This window comes from Streptomyces fuscichromogenes, from assembly GCF_014645815.1.
Taxonomy (GTDB): domain Bacteria; phylum Actinomycetota; class Actinomycetes; order Streptomycetales; family Streptomycetaceae; genus Streptomyces; species Streptomyces fuscichromogenes.
The window spans coordinates 91,539-108,016 of the sequence record NZ_BMML01000021.1; the positions used below are offsets into that span (position 1 = coordinate 91,539).

Here is a 16,478-nt window from a genome sequence, read left to right on the forward strand (position 1 = left end):
GCCCCACGACGACGGCGCGCCCCGCGATGGCGGTGGCCTGGGCGGCGGCAGTGTGCCAGGCACTGGTGGCGGCCCGGATGGCGGCGGTGTACCGAGTGGCAGCGTGCCCGGGGGTGGGCGTGGACCGGAGGGTGGTGGTCCGGGGGGTGAGTCCGTTGTGGAGCGGTTGCGCAGGGGGTGGGTCACCGGTGGGCCGCCGGTCTGGATCGCCTCGGCCGCTCTGGTGATCTCGGTGGTGGCGCTGATCGTGGCGGGGGTCTCCGCAGGTGACGGCCGGCCCGTCGTGTACGGCGCCGGTCCCACCGCCGGTCCCACCATCCCGGTCGCCGAGCCGACCGACGACACGGACGGAACGAACGGAACGGACGGCGCGGACGGCGCGGACGGCACCGGCGACCCCGGTGCCACCGCCTCCGGCGACCCGGCCTCGCCCACTGCCACCGCCACCGCGACCGGCTCGGCCGCCGTCGTGGCCTCCGGGCCGGTCAAGTGCCCGGCCGCCACCGTCACCGTCGGCGACGCCAAGTCCCTGAAGACGGCGTTGGACCAGGCCCGGCCCGGCGATGTCATCCAGATGCGGGACGGGGTCTACGCGGACCGTTTCACCGCCGCCACCCCCGGTACGGCGGCTCGTCCGATCTTCCTGTGCGGCGGTCCCGGCGCGGTGATCGACGCGGGGGACGTCGACGGCGGCTACGCCTTCCACCTCGACGGCGCCAGCCACTGGCGGCTGATCGGGTTCACCGTCCGCAACGGCCAGAAGGGGGTCATGGCCGACGCGGTCCAGGGCACCGTCATCCAGGGCCTGACCGTCGAGAACATCGGCGACGAGGGCATCCACCTGCGCGACTTCAGCTCCGGGAACGTGGTCCAGGACAACACCGTCCGCGCCACGGGGAAGCGCAAGGAGACCTTCGGCGAGGGCATCTACGTCGGGTCCGCGGAGTCCAACTGGTGCACCGTCACCGACTGCAAGCCGGACAAGAGCGACGACAACGTGATCCGCGGCAACCATGTCAGCGACACCACCGCCGAGTCCGTCGACGTCAAGGAGGGCACCACCGGGGGCTCCCTGCTCGGCAACACCTTCGACGGCGCAGCCCTCAGCGGAGGTCACAACGACTCCTGGGTCGACATCAAGGGCAACGACTGGCTGATCAAGGGCAACGTCGGCCGCCACTCCCGTGAGGACGGCTTCCAGACCCACCAGATCCTCGACGGCTGGGGCACCGGGAACGTCTTCCAGGGCAACACCGCCCAGGTGGACGGCCCCGGCTACGGCTTCCACTTCGCGCCCGCCGAGAACAACAAGGTCACCTGCGACAACAAGGCCACCGACGCGGCCAAGGGCCTCGCCAACGTCGCCTGCTCCTCCTGACGCCGCGGGGCCCGGCCGCACCCGGGCCCCACGCGGCCGCAGTTCCCGCTCCTTCCACCCACCCACACGCGCTTCTTCGGCATGCGCGTCTTCCGCTCGGGAATCCCCTCGGAGGCATCATGGACACTCTTCTCGACGGCACCGCCGCTCCCCGTCTCACGGTCATCGGCACCGGCTACCTGGGCGCCACGCACGCCGTGTGCATGGCGGCGCTCGGCTACGAGGTGCTCGGCGTCGACGTCGATCCCGGCAAGATCGAGCTGCTGAGATCCGGGCAGGTGCCGTTCTTCGAGCCAGGGCTGCCCGAACTCCTCGTCAAGGCGCAGGAGTCAGGCCGGCTGCACTTCACGACCAGCCTCGTGGAGGCCGCGGAGTTCGGCGACATCCACTTCGTCTGCGTGGGCACCCCGCAGCAGCCCGGTTCCTATGCCGCTGACCTCAGCCACGTGGAGGGCGCGGTGACCGAGCTGGCCCGGCATCTGCGCCGCCGGGCCCTGGTGGTCGGCAAGTCGACGGTTCCGGTGGGTACCGCGGCCCGTCTCGCGGAGCTGGTCCGGAACACCGCGCCGGCCGGGGACGCCGTGGAGCTGGCCTGGAACCCGGAGTTCCTGCGGGAGGGCTTCGCGGTGGACGACACCCTGCACCCCGACCGGCTGGTGTTCGGCACCGAGTCCGCGTGGGCGGAGCAGCAGCTGCGCGCCGCGTTCGCGCCCGTCATCGCGCAGGGCACCCCGGTGGTGGTCGCCGACCTGCCGACCGCCGAACTGGTCAAGGTCGCCGCCAACTCGTTCCTGGCCACGAAGATCTCGTACATCAACGCCATGGCGGAGGTCTGCGAGGCCACCGGCGCCGACGTGCACCTGCTGGCGGAGGCGCTGGCCTACGACGACCGGATCGGGGGCCGGTTCCTGCGGCCGGGTCTCGGCTTCGGCGGCGGCTGCCTGCCCAAGGACATCAGGGCGTTCATCCACCGTGCCGAGGAACTGGACGTCGCCCAGGCGGTCGCCTTCCTGCGCGAGGTGGACGCGATCAACCAGCGCCGCCGGGCCCGCACCGTGGACCTGGTCCGTGAGCTGGTCGGCGGCGATCTGGCCGGGACGAAGGTGGCCGCGCTCGGGGCGGCCTTCAAGCCCGACTCCGACGACATCCGGGACGCCCCGGCGCTGGACGTCGCCGCCGCCCTGCACCGGGCCGGCGCCCTGGTGACGGTCTACGACCCGGTGGCGATGGACAACGCCCGCCGCGTCCACCCCGAACTGACCTACGGGACGGACGCGTTGCAGGCCGCGACGGGCGCCGACGTGGTGGTGCTGCTCACCGAGTGGACGCAGTTCCGGGAGATCGACCCGGAGGTGATGGGCGCCGTGGTGAACCGGCGCCGGGTCGTGGACGGCCGGCACGCCCTCGACCCCGCCCAGTGGCGGGCGGCCGGCTGGGAGTACCGGGCGCTGGGCCGCAACTGACCCGGGAACGGGGCCGGTTCGGACGGGCCGTTCAGGCGAACTCGGCGAGGGCGCGCGCCACGATGGCCTCCAGCTGCTGGTGGTGCGCGCCCTTCCAGTACGCGCGACCGCACTCCGCGCACCGCGCGAAGACGTCGTACGACTTCTGGGTCCCGCCCTTCAGCTGGTCCGCCACCTGCTCCTTGGTGGCCTCCTGCAGCAGGCCGTTGCAGGCCGTGCAGCGGGTCCAGGGGCGCAGCTCGGGGGCGAACCGGTCGAGGATGTCGCGGAGCTGCTCGTCGGGTCCGGTGCTGTAGACGTAGGCGCCGGCCCAGATTTCACGGCGGCGCAGCAGGCCCCGGTCGCGGCTCAGCAGCACGCGCCGCTCGGCCGCCGAGCGGGCCGCGAGGGCCGGGTCGCCGATGTCCGTCGACTCGTACGCCGTGTCCACGCCGAGGAGGCGCAGCCGGCGGGCCAGGGTGCCGAGGTGGACGTCGAGGAGGAAGCGCAGCGGAGCGCCGGGCACCCGCTGGGGGCGGGCGACCGGGCGTACGGTCACCCGCTCGCCCTGTGCCGGGACGTGGGCGACGGGGACCTCGCGGCCGTCCACGACCAGGGCGCCCACCTCGGTGAGGGGGACACCCAGGGATTCGATCACGTGGCCCAGTGTCGAGACGCCGTCGACGGCGAGCGGGTGGACGCCGACGCGGCGGGCGTGCGCGACGAACAGGGCCAGCTCGGGGGCGACTTCGACGTGGATCTCGGCGGTGTTCACCTGGTCAGGATGGCACGGGAGAGGGCCGTGACCTCAGTGGTTTTCCGGGGGCAGGCCGTGCTCGATGACGTTCAGGGCGCGGTCGACGAGGGCGTTGAAGTCGGGCTCGTGCTCCTGCTCCGCCCAGTACATCGAGGTCTCCATCAGTCCGCCGACGATGGACATCGCGTAGACCCGTACCTCCAGGCTGTCCGGGTCGCGGCCGGTGCGCTCGCCGATGGCCCGGCGGAGCATGCGGCCGGTGCTCGACATGCTCTCCATCATCCGTGAGCGCACCGCCGGGACCTCGACCATCAGCCGGGTGCGCAGCCGGGAGACCACGGGGTCGTCCTTCGCGCCCAGCCTGATCGCCCGGTGCATCACATGGCGGAGGGAGACCGGCCACGGCTCGTCGGCGGGCCGTGCCCGGAGCTCCTCCAGGATGAGCAGGTCGTACTCGTCCGTGAGGACGATGTCCTCCTTGGTCGGGAAGTACCGGTAGACCGTCGACGGCGACACCTCGGCCCGCTCGGCGATCTGCTCGATCGTCGTCGCGTCGTACCCCTGCTCCGTGACCAGCGCGTACATCGCGGTGCGGATCGCCTCGCGGGTCTTGATCTTCTTGCGTTCGCGCAGGCCGAGCCGGGGGTTGTCGGCGGGGGAGAAGGAGGTGTGCGGTGCCGTCATGCCGGTCATTGTCCGGCATCGGCGGTGGCGGGGGCCACGGCCGGGGACTCGTTCCCTTCGGTACGGCGCTCCACGGGGGCGTTGGGCAGCAGCGCGGCGGCCAGCAGGGCGGTGGCGAGCGCGGCGACCCCGCAGACCATCAGGACCAGGCCCATGCCGTGCACGTACGAGGCGTTCGCGGAGGCGGCGAGGTGGGCGGAGCCGGTCTGCCCGGCGACCAGGTGGGCGGCGACCACCGACTCACCGGCGGTGTGGCCGAGCGGGGCGGGCAGGCCGGTCACGTCCAGGCGGTCGCGGAAGGCACCGGCCAGCAGGCTGCCGAGCAGGGCGATGCCGATCGCGCCGCCGACCTGGCGCGTGGTCATCAGCAGCCCGGATCCGCTGCCCGCCCGGTCCGCGGGCAGGGCGCCGAGCGCGCCGTCCATCGAGGGGACCACCGAGAAGCCGAAGCCGAGGCCGGCGATGGACAGCCACAGCGCGGTGAAGCCGTAGCCGTCGCCCACCGAGGTACGGCTGCCGAGCAGGGCGGCGAAGGTGAGGACGACCAGGCCGGCGGCGACCACGGCGCGGGCGCCGAAGCGGGCGACGACCGGCTGGGCGGTGCGTGCGGCGATGACCAGGCCGCCCATCATGGGCAGCAGGCGCAGGCCGGTGCCGAAGGCGTCGTTGCCGAGGACCGCCTGGAGGTACTGCGGCAGCACGAACAGCAGGCCGGAGAGCACGAACATCACGAGCGTCGCCGCGAGGGTGTTGAGCAGGAAGCCGCGGTGGGTGAGGAGCTCCATGTCGAGCATGGGACGGCGGGCCCGGCGTTCGCGCAGCACCAGGGCGGTGACGAGGACGACGGCGACGGTGAACAGGGCCAGCACCAGCGGGTCGCCCCAGCCGCGGTCGGGGGCCTCGATGATCGCGTAGACCAGGGAGCCGAGGCCGATCGCGGTGAGCGCGGTGGACAGGACGTCGACCTTGGGGGAGGCGGGGTCGCTGGTCTCGGGGAGCAGGAAGACGCAGGCGGCGACCCCGATGGCGGCCATCGGCACGTTGATCAGGAAGACCGAGCCCCACCAGAAGTGGTTCAGCAGGAAGCCGCCGATGATCGGGCCGAGCGGCAGGCCGAGCGCCGAGGCGGCCGAGACGATACCGACGGCCCGGGTGCGCTCGCCGGGCCCGAACAGCGAGGGCAGCACGGACATCGCGAGCGGCATCACCAGCGCCGCGCCGACCCCCATGGCCGCGCGGGCGGCGATCACCCAGTTCACGTCGCCGGCCAGCGAGCCCAGTGCGGACCCGGCCAGGAAGATCAGCAGGCCGACGACGAGCATCCGGCGGCGGCCGAAGCGGTCGCCGAGCAGTCCCGCGGGCAGCATCAGCGACGCGAAGACGATGACGTACGCGTCCGCCATCCACTGCTGCTGGCTGGTGGTGGCGCCGAGCTCCCCGGCCATGGTCGGGAGCGCCACGTTGAGGATCGTCGTGTCGAAGCCGAGCACCAGCATGCTCGCGACCAGGGCGCCCAGGGCCCACCAGCGGCGGGGGTTCTGGTGTGTCTCATCGAGGTGAGTGACAGTAGCCATGAAATGAGAGTAGCTCTCAAAATCTAGTGTCTGTCAATAGCGAGGCGATGTCGTAACATGTTGGAGGGCATGAAAAAAGCGGCCACGGCTCGGAAGCCGTGGCCGCTCGGGTGAGCGGTGCCGGGTCTACGCGTGCTGGTAGGCCACCAGGGAGATGCCCACGTAGTGCACGACGAACGCGGCCAGCGTGAGGGAGTGGAACACCTCGTGGAACCCGAAGTAGCGCGGTGACGGGTTCGGTCGCTTGATGCCGTAGATCACGCCGCCGGCGCTGTAGAGGAGACCGCCGACGATCACCAGGACCAGGACCGCGATACCGCCGGTGCGCATGAAGTCGGGCAGGAAGAAGACCGCCGCCCAGCCCATCGCTATGTAGCAGGGCGTGTACAGCCAGCGCGGTGCGCCGACCCAGAAGACCCGGAACACGATCCCCGCGGCCGCCGCGCCCCAGATGCCCCACAGCAGCCACTGCCCCTTCGCTCCGGGCAGCAGCAGCATGGTCAGGGGTGTGTACGTGCCCGCGATGATCAGGAAGATGTTGGCGTGGTCGAGCCTGCGCAGGATGCCGTCCATGCGCGGGGTCCAGTTGCCCCGGTGGTAGAGCGCGCTCACGCCGAACAGCAGACATGCCGTCAGGGCGAAGATCCCGCAGGCGATCCGGCCGCGCGGTGAGTCGGCGAGCGCGGTCAGGACCAGGCCCGCGACGAGTACGGCCGGGAACATGCCCAGGTGCAGCCAGCCGCGCAGCTTGGGCTTGACCTGTTGCGACAGGGCGGAGAGCGCGGCAGGGGTGTGGCCGGCGGCCGGCGGGTCCGTGGGCTCGTCGGGGGCGGACGCAGTCATGAAGGGCATCGTACCTACGGAACCGTAAGTTACGGATCAGTCTCGCCCGATGACCGTCACGGAGTGGCCATCGTCTCACGAGCCCCGGTCGCGCTCGCGGCGGGTGGCAAAAAGACCTTGAGGCGAACTCAATGTGGACGCAAAGAAACGCAGGTGGGCGCAGAAACCGTGGCCTTCCTCACGTCGCTCATCTGTGACTCCCTCTGGACAGATGGGTGATCGAGTCGGAGGATCAAATGAGTGCGGTCGGCACCGGATGAGCGGCTACGAAGCATCCGGGTCGCGGCCCCCACGGGGCAACAAGGCCTGAATCAGGGCCACAAGATCAAAAAATCCCTCATTTAGGAGCAATCGTGGCGCGCGACAACGCGGCTCCCACCGTCATCCCCACCCACCATCAGGAACTGATCTCGTGGGTCAACGAGATCGCCGAACTGACGCAACCGGACAGCGTGGTCTGGTGTGACGGATCCGAGGCCGAGTACGAGCGCCTGTGCGAGGAGCTCGTGGCGAAGGGCACCTTCAAGAAGCTCGACCCCATCAAGCGCCCCCACTCCTACTACGCCGCCTCCGACCCGACCGACGTCGCCCGGGTCGAGGACCGTACGTTCATCTGCTCCGAGCGCGAGCAGGACGCCGGCCCGACCAACCACTGGAAGGCCCCCGCCGAGATGCGGGAGATCTTCGCGGGCGGGAAAGGCCTGTTCCGCGGCTCGATGAAGGGCCGGACGATGTACGTCGTCCCGTTCTGCATGGGCCCCCTCGGCTCGCCGCTGTCCGCGCTCGGCGTGGAGATCACGGACTCCGCGTACGTCGCCGCCTCCATGCGCACGATGACGCGCATGGGTCAGGACGTCCTCGACGAACTCGGTGACCAGGGCTTCTTCGTGAAGGCCGTGCACACCCTCGGCGCCCCGCTCGCGGCGGGCGAGGCCGACGTCCCCTGGCCGTGCAACCAGACCAAGTACATCTCGCACTTCCCCGAGTCGCGCGAGATCTGGTCCTACGGTTCCGGCTACGGCGGCAACGCCCTGCTCGGCAAGAAGTGCTACGCCCTGCGCATCGCGTCCGTCATGGCGCGCGACGAGGGCTGGCTCGCCGAGCACATGCTGATCCTCAAGCTCACCCCGCCGCAGGGCGAGTCGAAGTACGTCGCCGCGGCCTTCCCGAGCGCCTGCGGCAAGACGAACCTCGCCATGCTGGAGCCCACCGTCTCCGGCTGGAGCGTCGAGACGATCGGCGACGACATCGCCTGGATGCGGTTCGGTGCGGACGGCCGCCTCTACGCGATCAACCCCGAGGCCGGTTTCTTCGGCGTCGCGCCCGGCACCGGTGAGCACACCAACGCCAACGCGATGAAGACCCTGTGGGGCAACGCCGTCTTCACCAACGTCGCGCTGACCGACGACAACGACATCTGGTGGGAGGGCATGACGGAGGAGACTCCGGCCCACCTGACGGACTGGAAGGGCAACGACTGGACGCCGGCGTCCGACACCCCGGCCGCCCACCCCAACGCCCGCTTCACCGTGCCCGCCGCCCAGTGCCCGATCATCGCGCCGGAGTGGGAGGACCCGAAGGGCGTGCCGATCTCGGCGATCCTCTTCGGCGGCCGCCGCGCCACCGCCGTACCGCTGGTGACCGAGTCCTTCGACTGGAACCACGGGGTCTTCCTGGGCGCCAACGTGGCCTCCGAGAAGACCGCCGCCGCCGAGGGCAAGGTCGGTGAACTGCGCCGCGACCCGTTCGCGATGCTGCCGTTCTGCGGCTACAACATGGGCGACTACATGGCCCACTGGATCGACGTGGCCAAGGACAAGGACCAGGCGAAGCTGCCGAAGATCTACTACGTCAACTGGTTCCGCAAGAACGACCAGGGCAAGTTCGTCTGGCCGGGCTTCGGCGAGAACTCCCGGGTCCTGAAGTGGATCGTGGAGCGGCTGGACGGCAAGGCGGACGGTGTGCAGACGCCGATCGGTGTGCTGCCGACCCGGGACGCCCTCGACACCAACGGGCTCGACCTCGACGACAGCGACCTCGACTTCCTGCTGACCGTCGACAAGGAGGTCTGGCGGGAGGAGGCCGCGCTGGTCCCCGGCCACCTCGACACGTTCGGCGAGCACACGCCGAAGGAGCTGTGGGCCGAGTACCGGGCGCTGGTGGAGCGGCTGGGATAGGCCCCCCTCCGAAAGACTCCGCGGCCGGTTGGGGGATGTGCCCTGACCAGCGATCGTCACGACCGGCCGCGGTGTGAACCGGCGAGGCCGCGCACAACGGCGTGTGCGGCCACAGGCCTGCCGTCACCCGCCTCCGTCCGCCCCGACGGCGGCGGGGACGGCAGGCCTTCGCCTGTGTGGGTGGGGTCCCGGTCGCCCGACGGGCTGATTTCCTGCGGCCGGTGGGCGCAAGGCGGCTCGTGGCGAGGCGACCCGGGGACCGGTGCCGGAACGCTGGCGCCCATGTTCACACCTAATGTTCGATCGATCACACCAGGTGTTCGATCGCTCACGGTCCGAGCCGGAGCCGTGACGGCCGCCCTCCTGGCGCTCGTCCTGGCCCTGCCCGGCACCGCGGTCGCCGCCCCCGGCGATCTGGACACGGGATTCGGCAGCGGCGGCACGGTCCTCACCGACGTCGGCGGCACGGACGCGGCGAACGACGTGGCGGTGCAGCCGGACGGCAAGATCGTCTCCGTCGGCTCCTCCGCCGACGACTCGGTGCCGGAGAGCGACTTCGCGCTGACCCGGCACAACCCCGACGGCACCCTGGACCCGGGCTTCGGCGGCGACGGCAAGGTCACCACCCCCGTCAACAACATGATCACGGACGGCGACCTCCAGTGGAGCGAGGCCCACGCCGTGGCGCTGCAGCCGGACGGCAAGATCGTGGTGGCGGGCGGCAGTTGGCGCGGCTACGAGAACTGCTGCTGGTTCACCGTGGCCCGCTACAACACGGACGGCACGCTGGACACCGGCTTCGGCGGCGGTGACGGCCGGGTGTTCACCGACTTCGGCACCCCCGAAGAGGCCATGGACGTCGCGGTGCAGCCCGACGGCAAGATCGTCGCCGCGGGCTATGTCGGCGGCCAGGCCGCGGTCGCCCGCTACAACCCCGACGGCAGCCCGGACACCGGGTTCAGCGGCGACGGCATGGTCACCACCGCCCTGGGCACCTCCTCGCAGGAGGGCGGCGACGTGCGCGCCCTGGCCCTCCAGCCCGACGGAAAGATCGTGGTCGCGGGCCAGGTCGGACAGACCCGCTTCGACTTCGTGCTCGTCCGCTACAACGCCGGCGGCACCCTCGACACCGGGTTCGGCAACGGCGGCATCCAGCGCACCGACTTCGGCGACTACGACACCGCGGAGGCGCTCGCCGTCCAGCCCGACGGCAAGATCGTCGCGGCCGGCGGGGGCGGCGGCGGGGTCGCGCTGGCCCGCTACAACACCGACGGCACCCTGGACCCGAGCTTCGACGGCAACGGCCTGGCCGTCACCCCCGGCGGGTCCGGCCAGGACGTGAAGCTGCAGAGCGACGGACGGATCGTCGTCGCCGGCAGCGGGACCGGCGGGTTCAACGTCTGGCGGTACAACACCAACGGCGGCCTGGACAGCGGCTTCGGCACCGGCGGCCGGGTGGCCACGGGCTTCGGCGGCACCGACGTCGCCCACGGCGTGGCGATCCGGTCCGACGGCAGGATCGTCGCCGCCGGCCAGGGCGGACCGGGCGACGACTTCGCACTCGCCGGCTACCTGGGCGGCGGCGGCACACCCCCGCCCCCGCCCAGCGCCGACCTCTCGGTCACCAAGAGCGGCCCGGCCTCCGTCACCCTCGGCGACCGCGCCACCTACACCGTCCGCGTGACCAACGCGACCGCCTCCACCGCGACCGCCACCGGGGTCACCCTGACCGACACCCTCTCCGGGGCGGGCGCGACCCTGATCTCGGCCACGCCCTCCCAGGGCAGCTGCACCACCACCGCCACCGGCGCCACCTGCGCCCTGAACACCCTGGCCGCGGGCGCGAGCGCGACGGTCACGGTGGTCGCCGAACCCCGGGCCGGCGGCACCCTCCGCAACACCGCCACGGTCACGGCCGCCCAGACCGACCCGGCGACCGGCAACAACACCGCCACGGCCACCGGCACCGCCACCAACTCCCGGGGCTGCACGATCATCGGCACCAGTGGCACCGACACCCTCACCGGCACCAGCGGCACCGACGTGATCTGCGGCCTGAGCGGCAACGACACCCTCCGCGGCGTCGACGGCACCGACACCGTCTACGGCGACTACGGCAACGACACCATCGACGGAGGCAACGGCAACGACACCCTCTACGGCGGGCCGGGCAACGACACCGTGAACGGCTCCGCGGGCAACGACCGGGTGGTCACCACCGACGGCGTCTCCGGCAACGACACGGCCAACGGCGGCATCGGCTTCGACACCTGCACCACCGACCCGGGCGACAGCCGCATCAGCTGCCCCTGAGTCTCCCCGGGGGAAGGGGGGGCCGGGATGGGGCGGTCGTTCGGCTGCGGCGCCGTCGTGGCTGGTCGCGCCCACGCGGCGGAGCCGCTCATCGGACGGGGCCTCGCGCCCCTATGGGGGCACAGGACCCGCTCAGTTGTTCCGGTCCTCCAGATACCGGGTGTGCGTCTCCTGGCGGCAGGCCTCGGCGTCCCTGAGGCCGGCCGCCAGCCGCTCCGCCTCCTCCTTCAGGAGGTCCAGCTGGCGCTCCAGGTGCCGTTCCGGCGGCTCCTGCCCGGGGGCCAGGCGCGTCCACCACCGGGTGCGGACGAAGCTGTCGACCGCCTCCGGGATGTCCTGCCGTACCGTCCGCGACAGGACATGGACGCCCTCCGGGTCCTGGGCCAGGAGTTCGGCGGGCCGGCCGGGGTCCAGCAACGCCGTCAGCAGGTCGGTCAGTTCGGCGAGCCGGGCTTCCGTCGAGGCGGGCAGGCCGACCTCCGCGAGGTAGGTCTCCAGCCGGCCGAAGTCGGCCCGTACCTCCTCCAGTTGGGCGGACGGGGTCGGGAACTCCGGCAGCGGCGGGCGTTCCGGCGGGGCGATCAGCGCGCCCGCGCCGTACAGGCCCGCCACCACTACCGGCCAGTACGGGCCCGCAACACCGGTGAAGGTCAGGACCAGGCCCAGCAGGCCGCCGGCCGAACCGGTGAGGTTCTTGCGGGACTCGAGGTAGGCGAGGGCCTTACTGGTAGCCACGGATCTCCTCGAAGGCGCCGTCCAGGGAACCCTGCCGGCCGTCGAAGAGACGGCCGCCGGTCAGGTCGGCGATGTGCTGGAGTTCGGCACGGGAGGAGTCGCCGAAGAGGATGGGGAAGACCGGGATCTGCTGCCGGTCGGCGGAGAGCTTGTCGTAGAAGTCGTCGAAGTCGCCGACCTTGGCGCCCGTGGTGTTCTCACCGTCGGTCATCAGCACGATCGACGTGAAGGTCTCCTGGGAGGGCTTCAGCTGGGCGTACGCCTTCTCCAGTGAGGTGTAGACGGCCGTGTCGCCGTCGGCGTGCAGGGCGTCGGTGTCCTTGCGGATCGCGTCGAGGTCGGCCTTGTCGTCGACCACATGGGTGCTGACGCTCTTCACGGCCGAGCCGAACGGCATCAGGGTGACCTCCTCGCGGTTGCGGAAGTCGCTGGTCAGGCCGGTGAGGGCCGCCTTCAGGCGGGAGAGGCGGTCGCCCTCCATCGAGCCCGAGGTGTCCAGGACGTAGACCGTGCGGGAGGGCCGGCGCAGGTCGTTCTCGTAGGCCGAGATCAGCCCGTCGGCCACGGACCGGCTGCCGGGGAAGGGCAGTTCGCGGCGGCGGCTGGTGTCCAGACCGGCCGCCGGGGCGACGGAGGCCACGACCGGGCGGCGGTGCGTGGTGTCCGTGATGAGCTTCTGCACGGCTGTGGTGCGCAGGTCCTCCGTCACCCTGCGGACGTCCTCGCGGGTGGCGGCGGAGGTGGAGGCCAGCGAGGAGAACGGGTAGTCGGCGGTGATCACGCCGTCGCTCGGGCGGATCACGGTGAGACCGGGGATGCCCTGGAGCACGGACTCGTAGTTGAGCAGGGCGTCCACGTTGCCGCGCCGCTGGTAGGCCGAGGCCAGCCAGCCGGAGGAACCGGAGGTCAGGGTCTGGCCCTTGAAGAACTTCTTCAGCCGGGGAGTCGCCTTGGTGACATCGGCGTCGGTGAGCGCCGACTGGGCCCCGGAGAGCGCGGAGGCCACCGAGACCAGCGTGGCGAAGCCCGAGTTGGAGCGGGCCGGGTCGGTCATGCCGTACGTCAGCCGGCCCGCCTCGACGGCCTGCTCGACCTGGGACCAGGTGACGTCGGCCGGCTTCCAGCCCAGCGACCGGACGGCGGCCGTCCGCACCCCGATCGCGACCGGGCTGGACATGATCGACGTCTCGGAGACCACCTTCTTCGCCGCCTCCGGGCGCAGCCGCAGGTAGTCGTCGGAGGACAGCCAGAGCGCGTCGTACCTGCCGTCCGCCTTCCCCCGGGCCACCAGGTCGATGGCGTCCAGGGTGCCCATGTAGGTGGGGCGGACGGTGACCCCGGTGTCCTTGCGGACCCGGTCGAGGACGGCCGTCATGTCGCTGAGTTCGGAGGAGGCGAGGACCCGCAGGGTGCCCGCCTTCGGGGCCGTGGAGTCGTCGTCGCCGTGGCCCTCGGAGGTGCAGCCGGTCAGGACGACGGCCGCCGTGGCGAGGAGGGCGAGGAGCGGACGTCTGTTCATGCCGGACCGCCCTCCAGCGCGCCCTTCGCCCGGCTGCGCTCCAGGTAGGCGCTCGCCTGCTGGAGTTCGTCGGTGAGGGACTGCACGGTGTTCGCCATCGCCTCGGTCGCCTGCACCTTGTAGGTGTCGATGGCGTCGAGGGTCCGGTAGATCTGCTGGAACGCGGCGCGCAGCGTCTCGGCGCCCACCGCCGGGTCGGCGGCGATGCGCTGGATCTCCCCGCTCTGGGTCGCGAGCATCTCGGCGTTGCCCCGGATCAGGTCCTCGGTCGTCCCGCGCAACGCGTTGACCTGCTCGATCACCTTCTTCTGATGGTCGAGCGCGGAGGCCAGCATCACCGAGATGCGCAGGGCGGAGACGGTGGTGGTGGCGGCGCGCTCGACGCCCTTGATCAGCTCGTCGTTGTTGCGCCGTACGACATCCATCGCGAGGTAGCCCTGTGCGGACACCGCGAGCTGGGTGAGCAGGTCCTGGTGCTTCTGCCGGACCGGGAAGAGCACGTCCGCCCGTACCGCGTCGGCCTCCTGGGGGTCCGCGAGCCGGCCGGCGTGCTGCTCGACGGCGGTGTCCAGCGCCTGGGTGAGGACGACGTACTCCTGGAGCTTGCCCATGGTCTCCCAGAGCCGTACCCGCTCGGTCTGCAAGGCCGCGTTGTCCCGCCGGAGTTCGTCCTGGCCGCCGCGCAGCGACCCCACGATCTTGTTCAACGTGCCCTGCGCGGAGGCGTACTTGGCGACGTGGTCGCGGAGCTTGTTGCCGCCCGGCAGCCGGGAGAGGAACTTGCGGCCCTTGCCCGCGGGCAGGTCGCGCGGGTCCAGGTCCTCGACGACCCGGCGCAGTTCGACGAGCGAGCCGGCCACCTTGGCCTGGGCGTCACCGCCCTTGTCGGGCAGGCTGCGCACCGCGCGCTCCAGCATGCGGTTGGACTGCGAGGCGGCGGTGCGCATCTCGCCGGCGCCGAGGCCGGTGATCTCGCCGACCTTGCTCGCGAACTCCGGTGACCGGGCGTCCAGGGCGGCGAGATCCCGGACGTAGTCGGAGGCCTTGCGCGCCATGTCCGTGCGGACACCGTCGTCGACGGGCACCAGGCCCCCGGCCCGCTCCCGTGGCACCGGCGCGACCGCCTCCGGCGGGGTCAGCGTGAAGACGTCCTCACCGCTGAGCGTGGGCGGGTGCGCACCGCCGCCCGGCACCGTCTTGTCGAAGTTGCTCACAGGATCCCCCCGTCAGCCGCGCGCCCGGCGGGCCATCTCGTGCAGCACCGCGAAGGTGGGCACGGGCGCCTGCCGGACGCCGGTCAGTGTCTGGTTGAGGTAGGCGGCGCGGTCGGCGGTGGCCCTGACGAACTCCGCGGAGTCGCCCTGGGGCCGGAAGCCGTGCTTGACGGCGAGCCCGCGCAGGGTCGGGTCGGTGCTGAGGAGTTCGCCGAGTGCCCGGCCGGCGTCGTCGAGCGGCACGATGGTGTGGTCGCTGTTGACCGTGGTGTCCGGGTAGAGCACCACGAGGTCGCTGTCGGTGCCGTGCCGCCCGCTCTGTTCGCCGAGCAGCGACACGACCTGCGACTCGTACAGGCACACCAGCGGGTTGCCGGCGCCGCTGATGAAGTCCCTGAACACCGAGTCGCTGCTGGGCTGTTGAGCTCCCTGCACACTGACCAGCTTGCGCAGCAGCGGCGCGGTCCGGGCGACGTCGGCGTCACTCGCGACCACCCGGCCGCCGTTGGCGACGTAGGAGGCGGCGGCGAGGTAGAGGGCGCCGGAATTGGAGGTCTCCGGATCGGTGCTGGTGATGTACAGCGTCCCGGTCAACTCCCCGTGCGCCGCGGCCCCCTTGAGCTGCTGCCAGGTCCGGTCGTGCCGGGCGGCGTCCAGGTAGGCGGCCATCTTCAGGGTCCCCTTGCCCTTGCCGTCGAGCACGGCCAGGCCGCCTGCGGCCAGCACCTGGGCGGCGCTGCGGTGCGCCACGACGACAAGGGGAGAGTAGAAGGGCCGGGGGAGGGGCTGGCGGGCGTGGTACTTCTCGGCCAGCGCGTCGGCGGGCGCCGAGCTGGACGGGAAGGCGAAGTCATAGCCCTTCAGGTCCAGTCCGTCCATGGCCCAGGAGCCCGACGCCTCCGTCTTCACGGTGTAGCCCTTGGCGGCGAGGGCCTTCACCACATCGGGATCGGCGAAGAAGTCCGACTTCTCCGAACCGATCACACCACGCACGGTCTTCGTTGCCGTGCCCTTGTCGTCCCCCTGCCGGCCTGCGACGACGGCAGCCACCACGCCACCGATCAGCAGCACCGCGAGGACGATTCCCGCGATACGTCTCACGAGGTGGAGAGTGCTCCCGGAATCCCTCAGTCCTGGGTGGAACGGGTGAACGGGGGGTGAAGGGGGCGCCCCGGAACGAAACCGGAGCGCTGAGCTCCGCCGGGCGCCCTCGGACGGGGGCGTTCCCGGCCTCGCCGTGACGGCGGAAGGCAGGGGTCTTCACCCGCGTACCGGCATGTGGCAACCCGGTCCGCGCGTCGCTGCGGGAGCGCGCGGACCGGGGCCGTTCGGGGGTGGGTCAGCTCGCCGTGGTGAGTGCGGCGTGCGCGTCCATGCGTTCCGCCGCGAGGATGGCCGCCGCGGTGTCCGCGCGGGACGCCGCGACCACCAGGGCGCGGCCGGCGAGCGCGTGGGCGCGATCGTGGAGCGCGGTCGGCTTCTGGACCGCCGTCAGCGACGCGCGGACCGGTGTGCGTCCGCCCCGCAGTCGGGCCACCTGCTCGGCCAGCCGGGTCGCGGCCGCGTCGAGGTCGGTGGACGGGGTGAGGGCGCGCAGCTCGTCGGTGACGGCCAGCAGCGCCGCGAGATGTCCCGCGAGCTGGATGTCCAGCTCCTCCTCGCGCGTCCGGTGAGGGAAGTCGGAAGGCGTGCCGGCCATCGTGCTGTGGACAGAACCCTTGCGGGGAGCAGGGGTGCGGATCGGTTCGTACATGGGAGATGGCCTCCTGTGCTCTGACAGGAAACCATCCTAGCTTGGATTCCGTCTAAAGTTGACCGGGCTCACGGACGGCCCCGCACCCG

The 16,478-nt window shown here is 71.6% G+C and carries 13 protein-coding genes; 4 read left to right on the forward strand and 9 right to left on the reverse strand.

The window, feature by feature from the left end; genetic code table 11:
- Positions 1-166 precede the first annotated feature (166 nt).
- Positions 167-1,378, forward strand: a complete 1,212-nt coding sequence (locus IEZ11_RS35765; protein ID WP_229713562.1) for a right-handed parallel beta-helix repeat-containing protein — start codon at positions 167-169, stop codon at positions 1,376-1,378.
- Positions 1,379-1,497: 119 nt separating this feature from the next.
- Entirely contained in the window at positions 1,498-2,841 is a 1,344-nt protein-coding gene (locus IEZ11_RS35770) for a UDP-glucose dehydrogenase family protein (RefSeq protein WP_189267135.1), read from the forward strand.
- Positions 2,842-2,872: 31 nt separating this feature from the next.
- Here the strand turns inward: IEZ11_RS35770 and IEZ11_RS35775 are convergent, their stop codons facing one another.
- From IEZ11_RS35775 to trhA, 4 genes are all read right to left on the reverse strand, one after another.
- Positions 2,873-3,595, reverse strand: coding sequence for a Mut7-C RNAse domain-containing protein (locus IEZ11_RS35775; RefSeq protein ID WP_189267136.1), 723 nt, complete (start codon positions 3,593-3,595; stop codon positions 2,873-2,875).
- A 33-nt stretch (positions 3,596-3,628) separates the two neighbouring features.
- Positions 3,629-4,270: a TetR/AcrR family transcriptional regulator gene (locus tag IEZ11_RS35780; RefSeq protein ID WP_189267137.1), complete on the reverse strand. Its 642-nt coding sequence runs from the start codon at positions 4,268-4,270 to the stop codon at positions 3,629-3,631.
- Entirely contained in the window at positions 4,267-5,835 is a 1,569-nt protein-coding gene (locus IEZ11_RS35785; RefSeq protein ID WP_189267138.1) for an MFS transporter, read from the reverse strand. Before IEZ11_RS35785 ends, IEZ11_RS35780 begins: the two co-directional genes overlap by 4 nt.
- A 126-nt stretch (positions 5,836-5,961) precedes the next feature.
- Positions 5,962-6,678, reverse strand: coding sequence for a PAQR family membrane homeostasis protein TrhA (gene trhA / locus IEZ11_RS35790; protein ID WP_189267139.1), 717 nt, complete (start codon positions 6,676-6,678; stop codon positions 5,962-5,964).
- A 353-nt stretch (positions 6,679-7,031) separates the two neighbouring features.
- Here trhA and IEZ11_RS35795 point away from each other — a divergent pair, with 353 nt between their 5' ends.
- Positions 7,032-8,855, forward strand: coding sequence for a phosphoenolpyruvate carboxykinase (GTP) (locus tag IEZ11_RS35795; RefSeq protein WP_189267140.1), 1,824 nt, complete (start codon positions 7,032-7,034; stop codon positions 8,853-8,855).
- A gap of 348 nt (positions 8,856-9,203) precedes the next feature.
- Entirely contained in the window at positions 9,204-11,168 is a 1,965-nt protein-coding gene (locus IEZ11_RS35800; protein WP_229713563.1) for a DUF11 domain-containing protein, read from the forward strand.
- 132 nt (positions 11,169-11,300) lie between these two features.
- Here the strand turns inward: IEZ11_RS35800 and IEZ11_RS35805 are convergent, their stop codons facing one another.
- The 5 genes from IEZ11_RS35805 to IEZ11_RS35825 all read right to left on the reverse strand — a co-directional run bounded on the left by IEZ11_RS35805 (position 11,301) and on the right by IEZ11_RS35825 (position 16,389).
- On the reverse strand, positions 11,301-11,903 hold the full coding sequence (locus IEZ11_RS35805; RefSeq protein ID WP_189267142.1) for a hypothetical protein: 603 nt from the start codon (positions 11,901-11,903) through the stop codon (positions 11,301-11,303).
- The gene (locus IEZ11_RS35810) at positions 11,890-13,422 is read right to left on the reverse strand and encodes a substrate-binding and vWA domain-containing protein (protein ID WP_189267143.1); all 1,533 of its coding nucleotides are present in this window, start codon (positions 13,420-13,422) and stop codon (positions 11,890-11,892) included. Before IEZ11_RS35810 ends, IEZ11_RS35805 begins: the two co-directional genes overlap by 14 nt.
- The gene (locus tag IEZ11_RS35815) at positions 13,419-14,615 is read right to left on the reverse strand and encodes a toxic anion resistance protein (RefSeq protein ID WP_229713570.1); all 1,197 of its coding nucleotides are present in this window, start codon (positions 14,613-14,615) and stop codon (positions 13,419-13,421) included. Before IEZ11_RS35815 ends, IEZ11_RS35810 begins: the two co-directional genes overlap by 4 nt.
- Before the next feature lie 33 nt (positions 14,616-14,648).
- Positions 14,649-15,737 (reverse strand): substrate-binding domain-containing protein, encoded by a 1,089-nt coding sequence (locus IEZ11_RS35820; RefSeq protein WP_189267145.1) that lies wholly within the window; start codon positions 15,735-15,737, stop codon positions 14,649-14,651.
- Between the two features lie 238 nt (positions 15,738-15,975).
- Positions 15,976-16,389 (reverse strand): SCO4983 family protein, encoded by a 414-nt coding sequence (locus tag IEZ11_RS35825; protein ID WP_189267146.1) that lies wholly within the window; start codon positions 16,387-16,389, stop codon positions 15,976-15,978.
- Positions 16,390-16,478 lie beyond the last annotated feature (89 nt).

Excerpts from the sequence above, each read along its gene's own strand:
- IEZ11_RS35770 (WP_189267135.1), top strand. The coding sequence starts at position 1,498 with ATGGACACTCTTCTCGACGGCACCGCCGCTCCCCGTCTCACGGTCATC.
- IEZ11_RS35810 (WP_189267143.1), bottom strand. The coding sequence starts at position 13,422 with ATGAACAGACGTCCGCTCCTCGCCCTCCTCGCCACGGCGGCCGTCGTC.
- IEZ11_RS35785 (WP_189267138.1), bottom strand. The coding sequence starts at position 5,835 with ATGGCTACTGTCACTCACCTCGATGAGACACACCAGAACCCCCGCCGC.
- IEZ11_RS35780 (WP_189267137.1), bottom strand. The coding sequence starts at position 4,270 with ATGACCGGCATGACGGCACCGCACACCTCCTTCTCCCCCGCCGACAAC.
- trhA (WP_189267139.1), bottom strand. The coding sequence starts at position 6,678 with ATGACTGCGTCCGCCCCCGACGAGCCCACGGACCCGCCGGCCGCCGGC.
- IEZ11_RS35825 (WP_189267146.1), bottom strand. The coding sequence starts at position 16,389 with ATGTACGAACCGATCCGCACCCCTGCTCCCCGCAAGGGTTCTGTCCAC.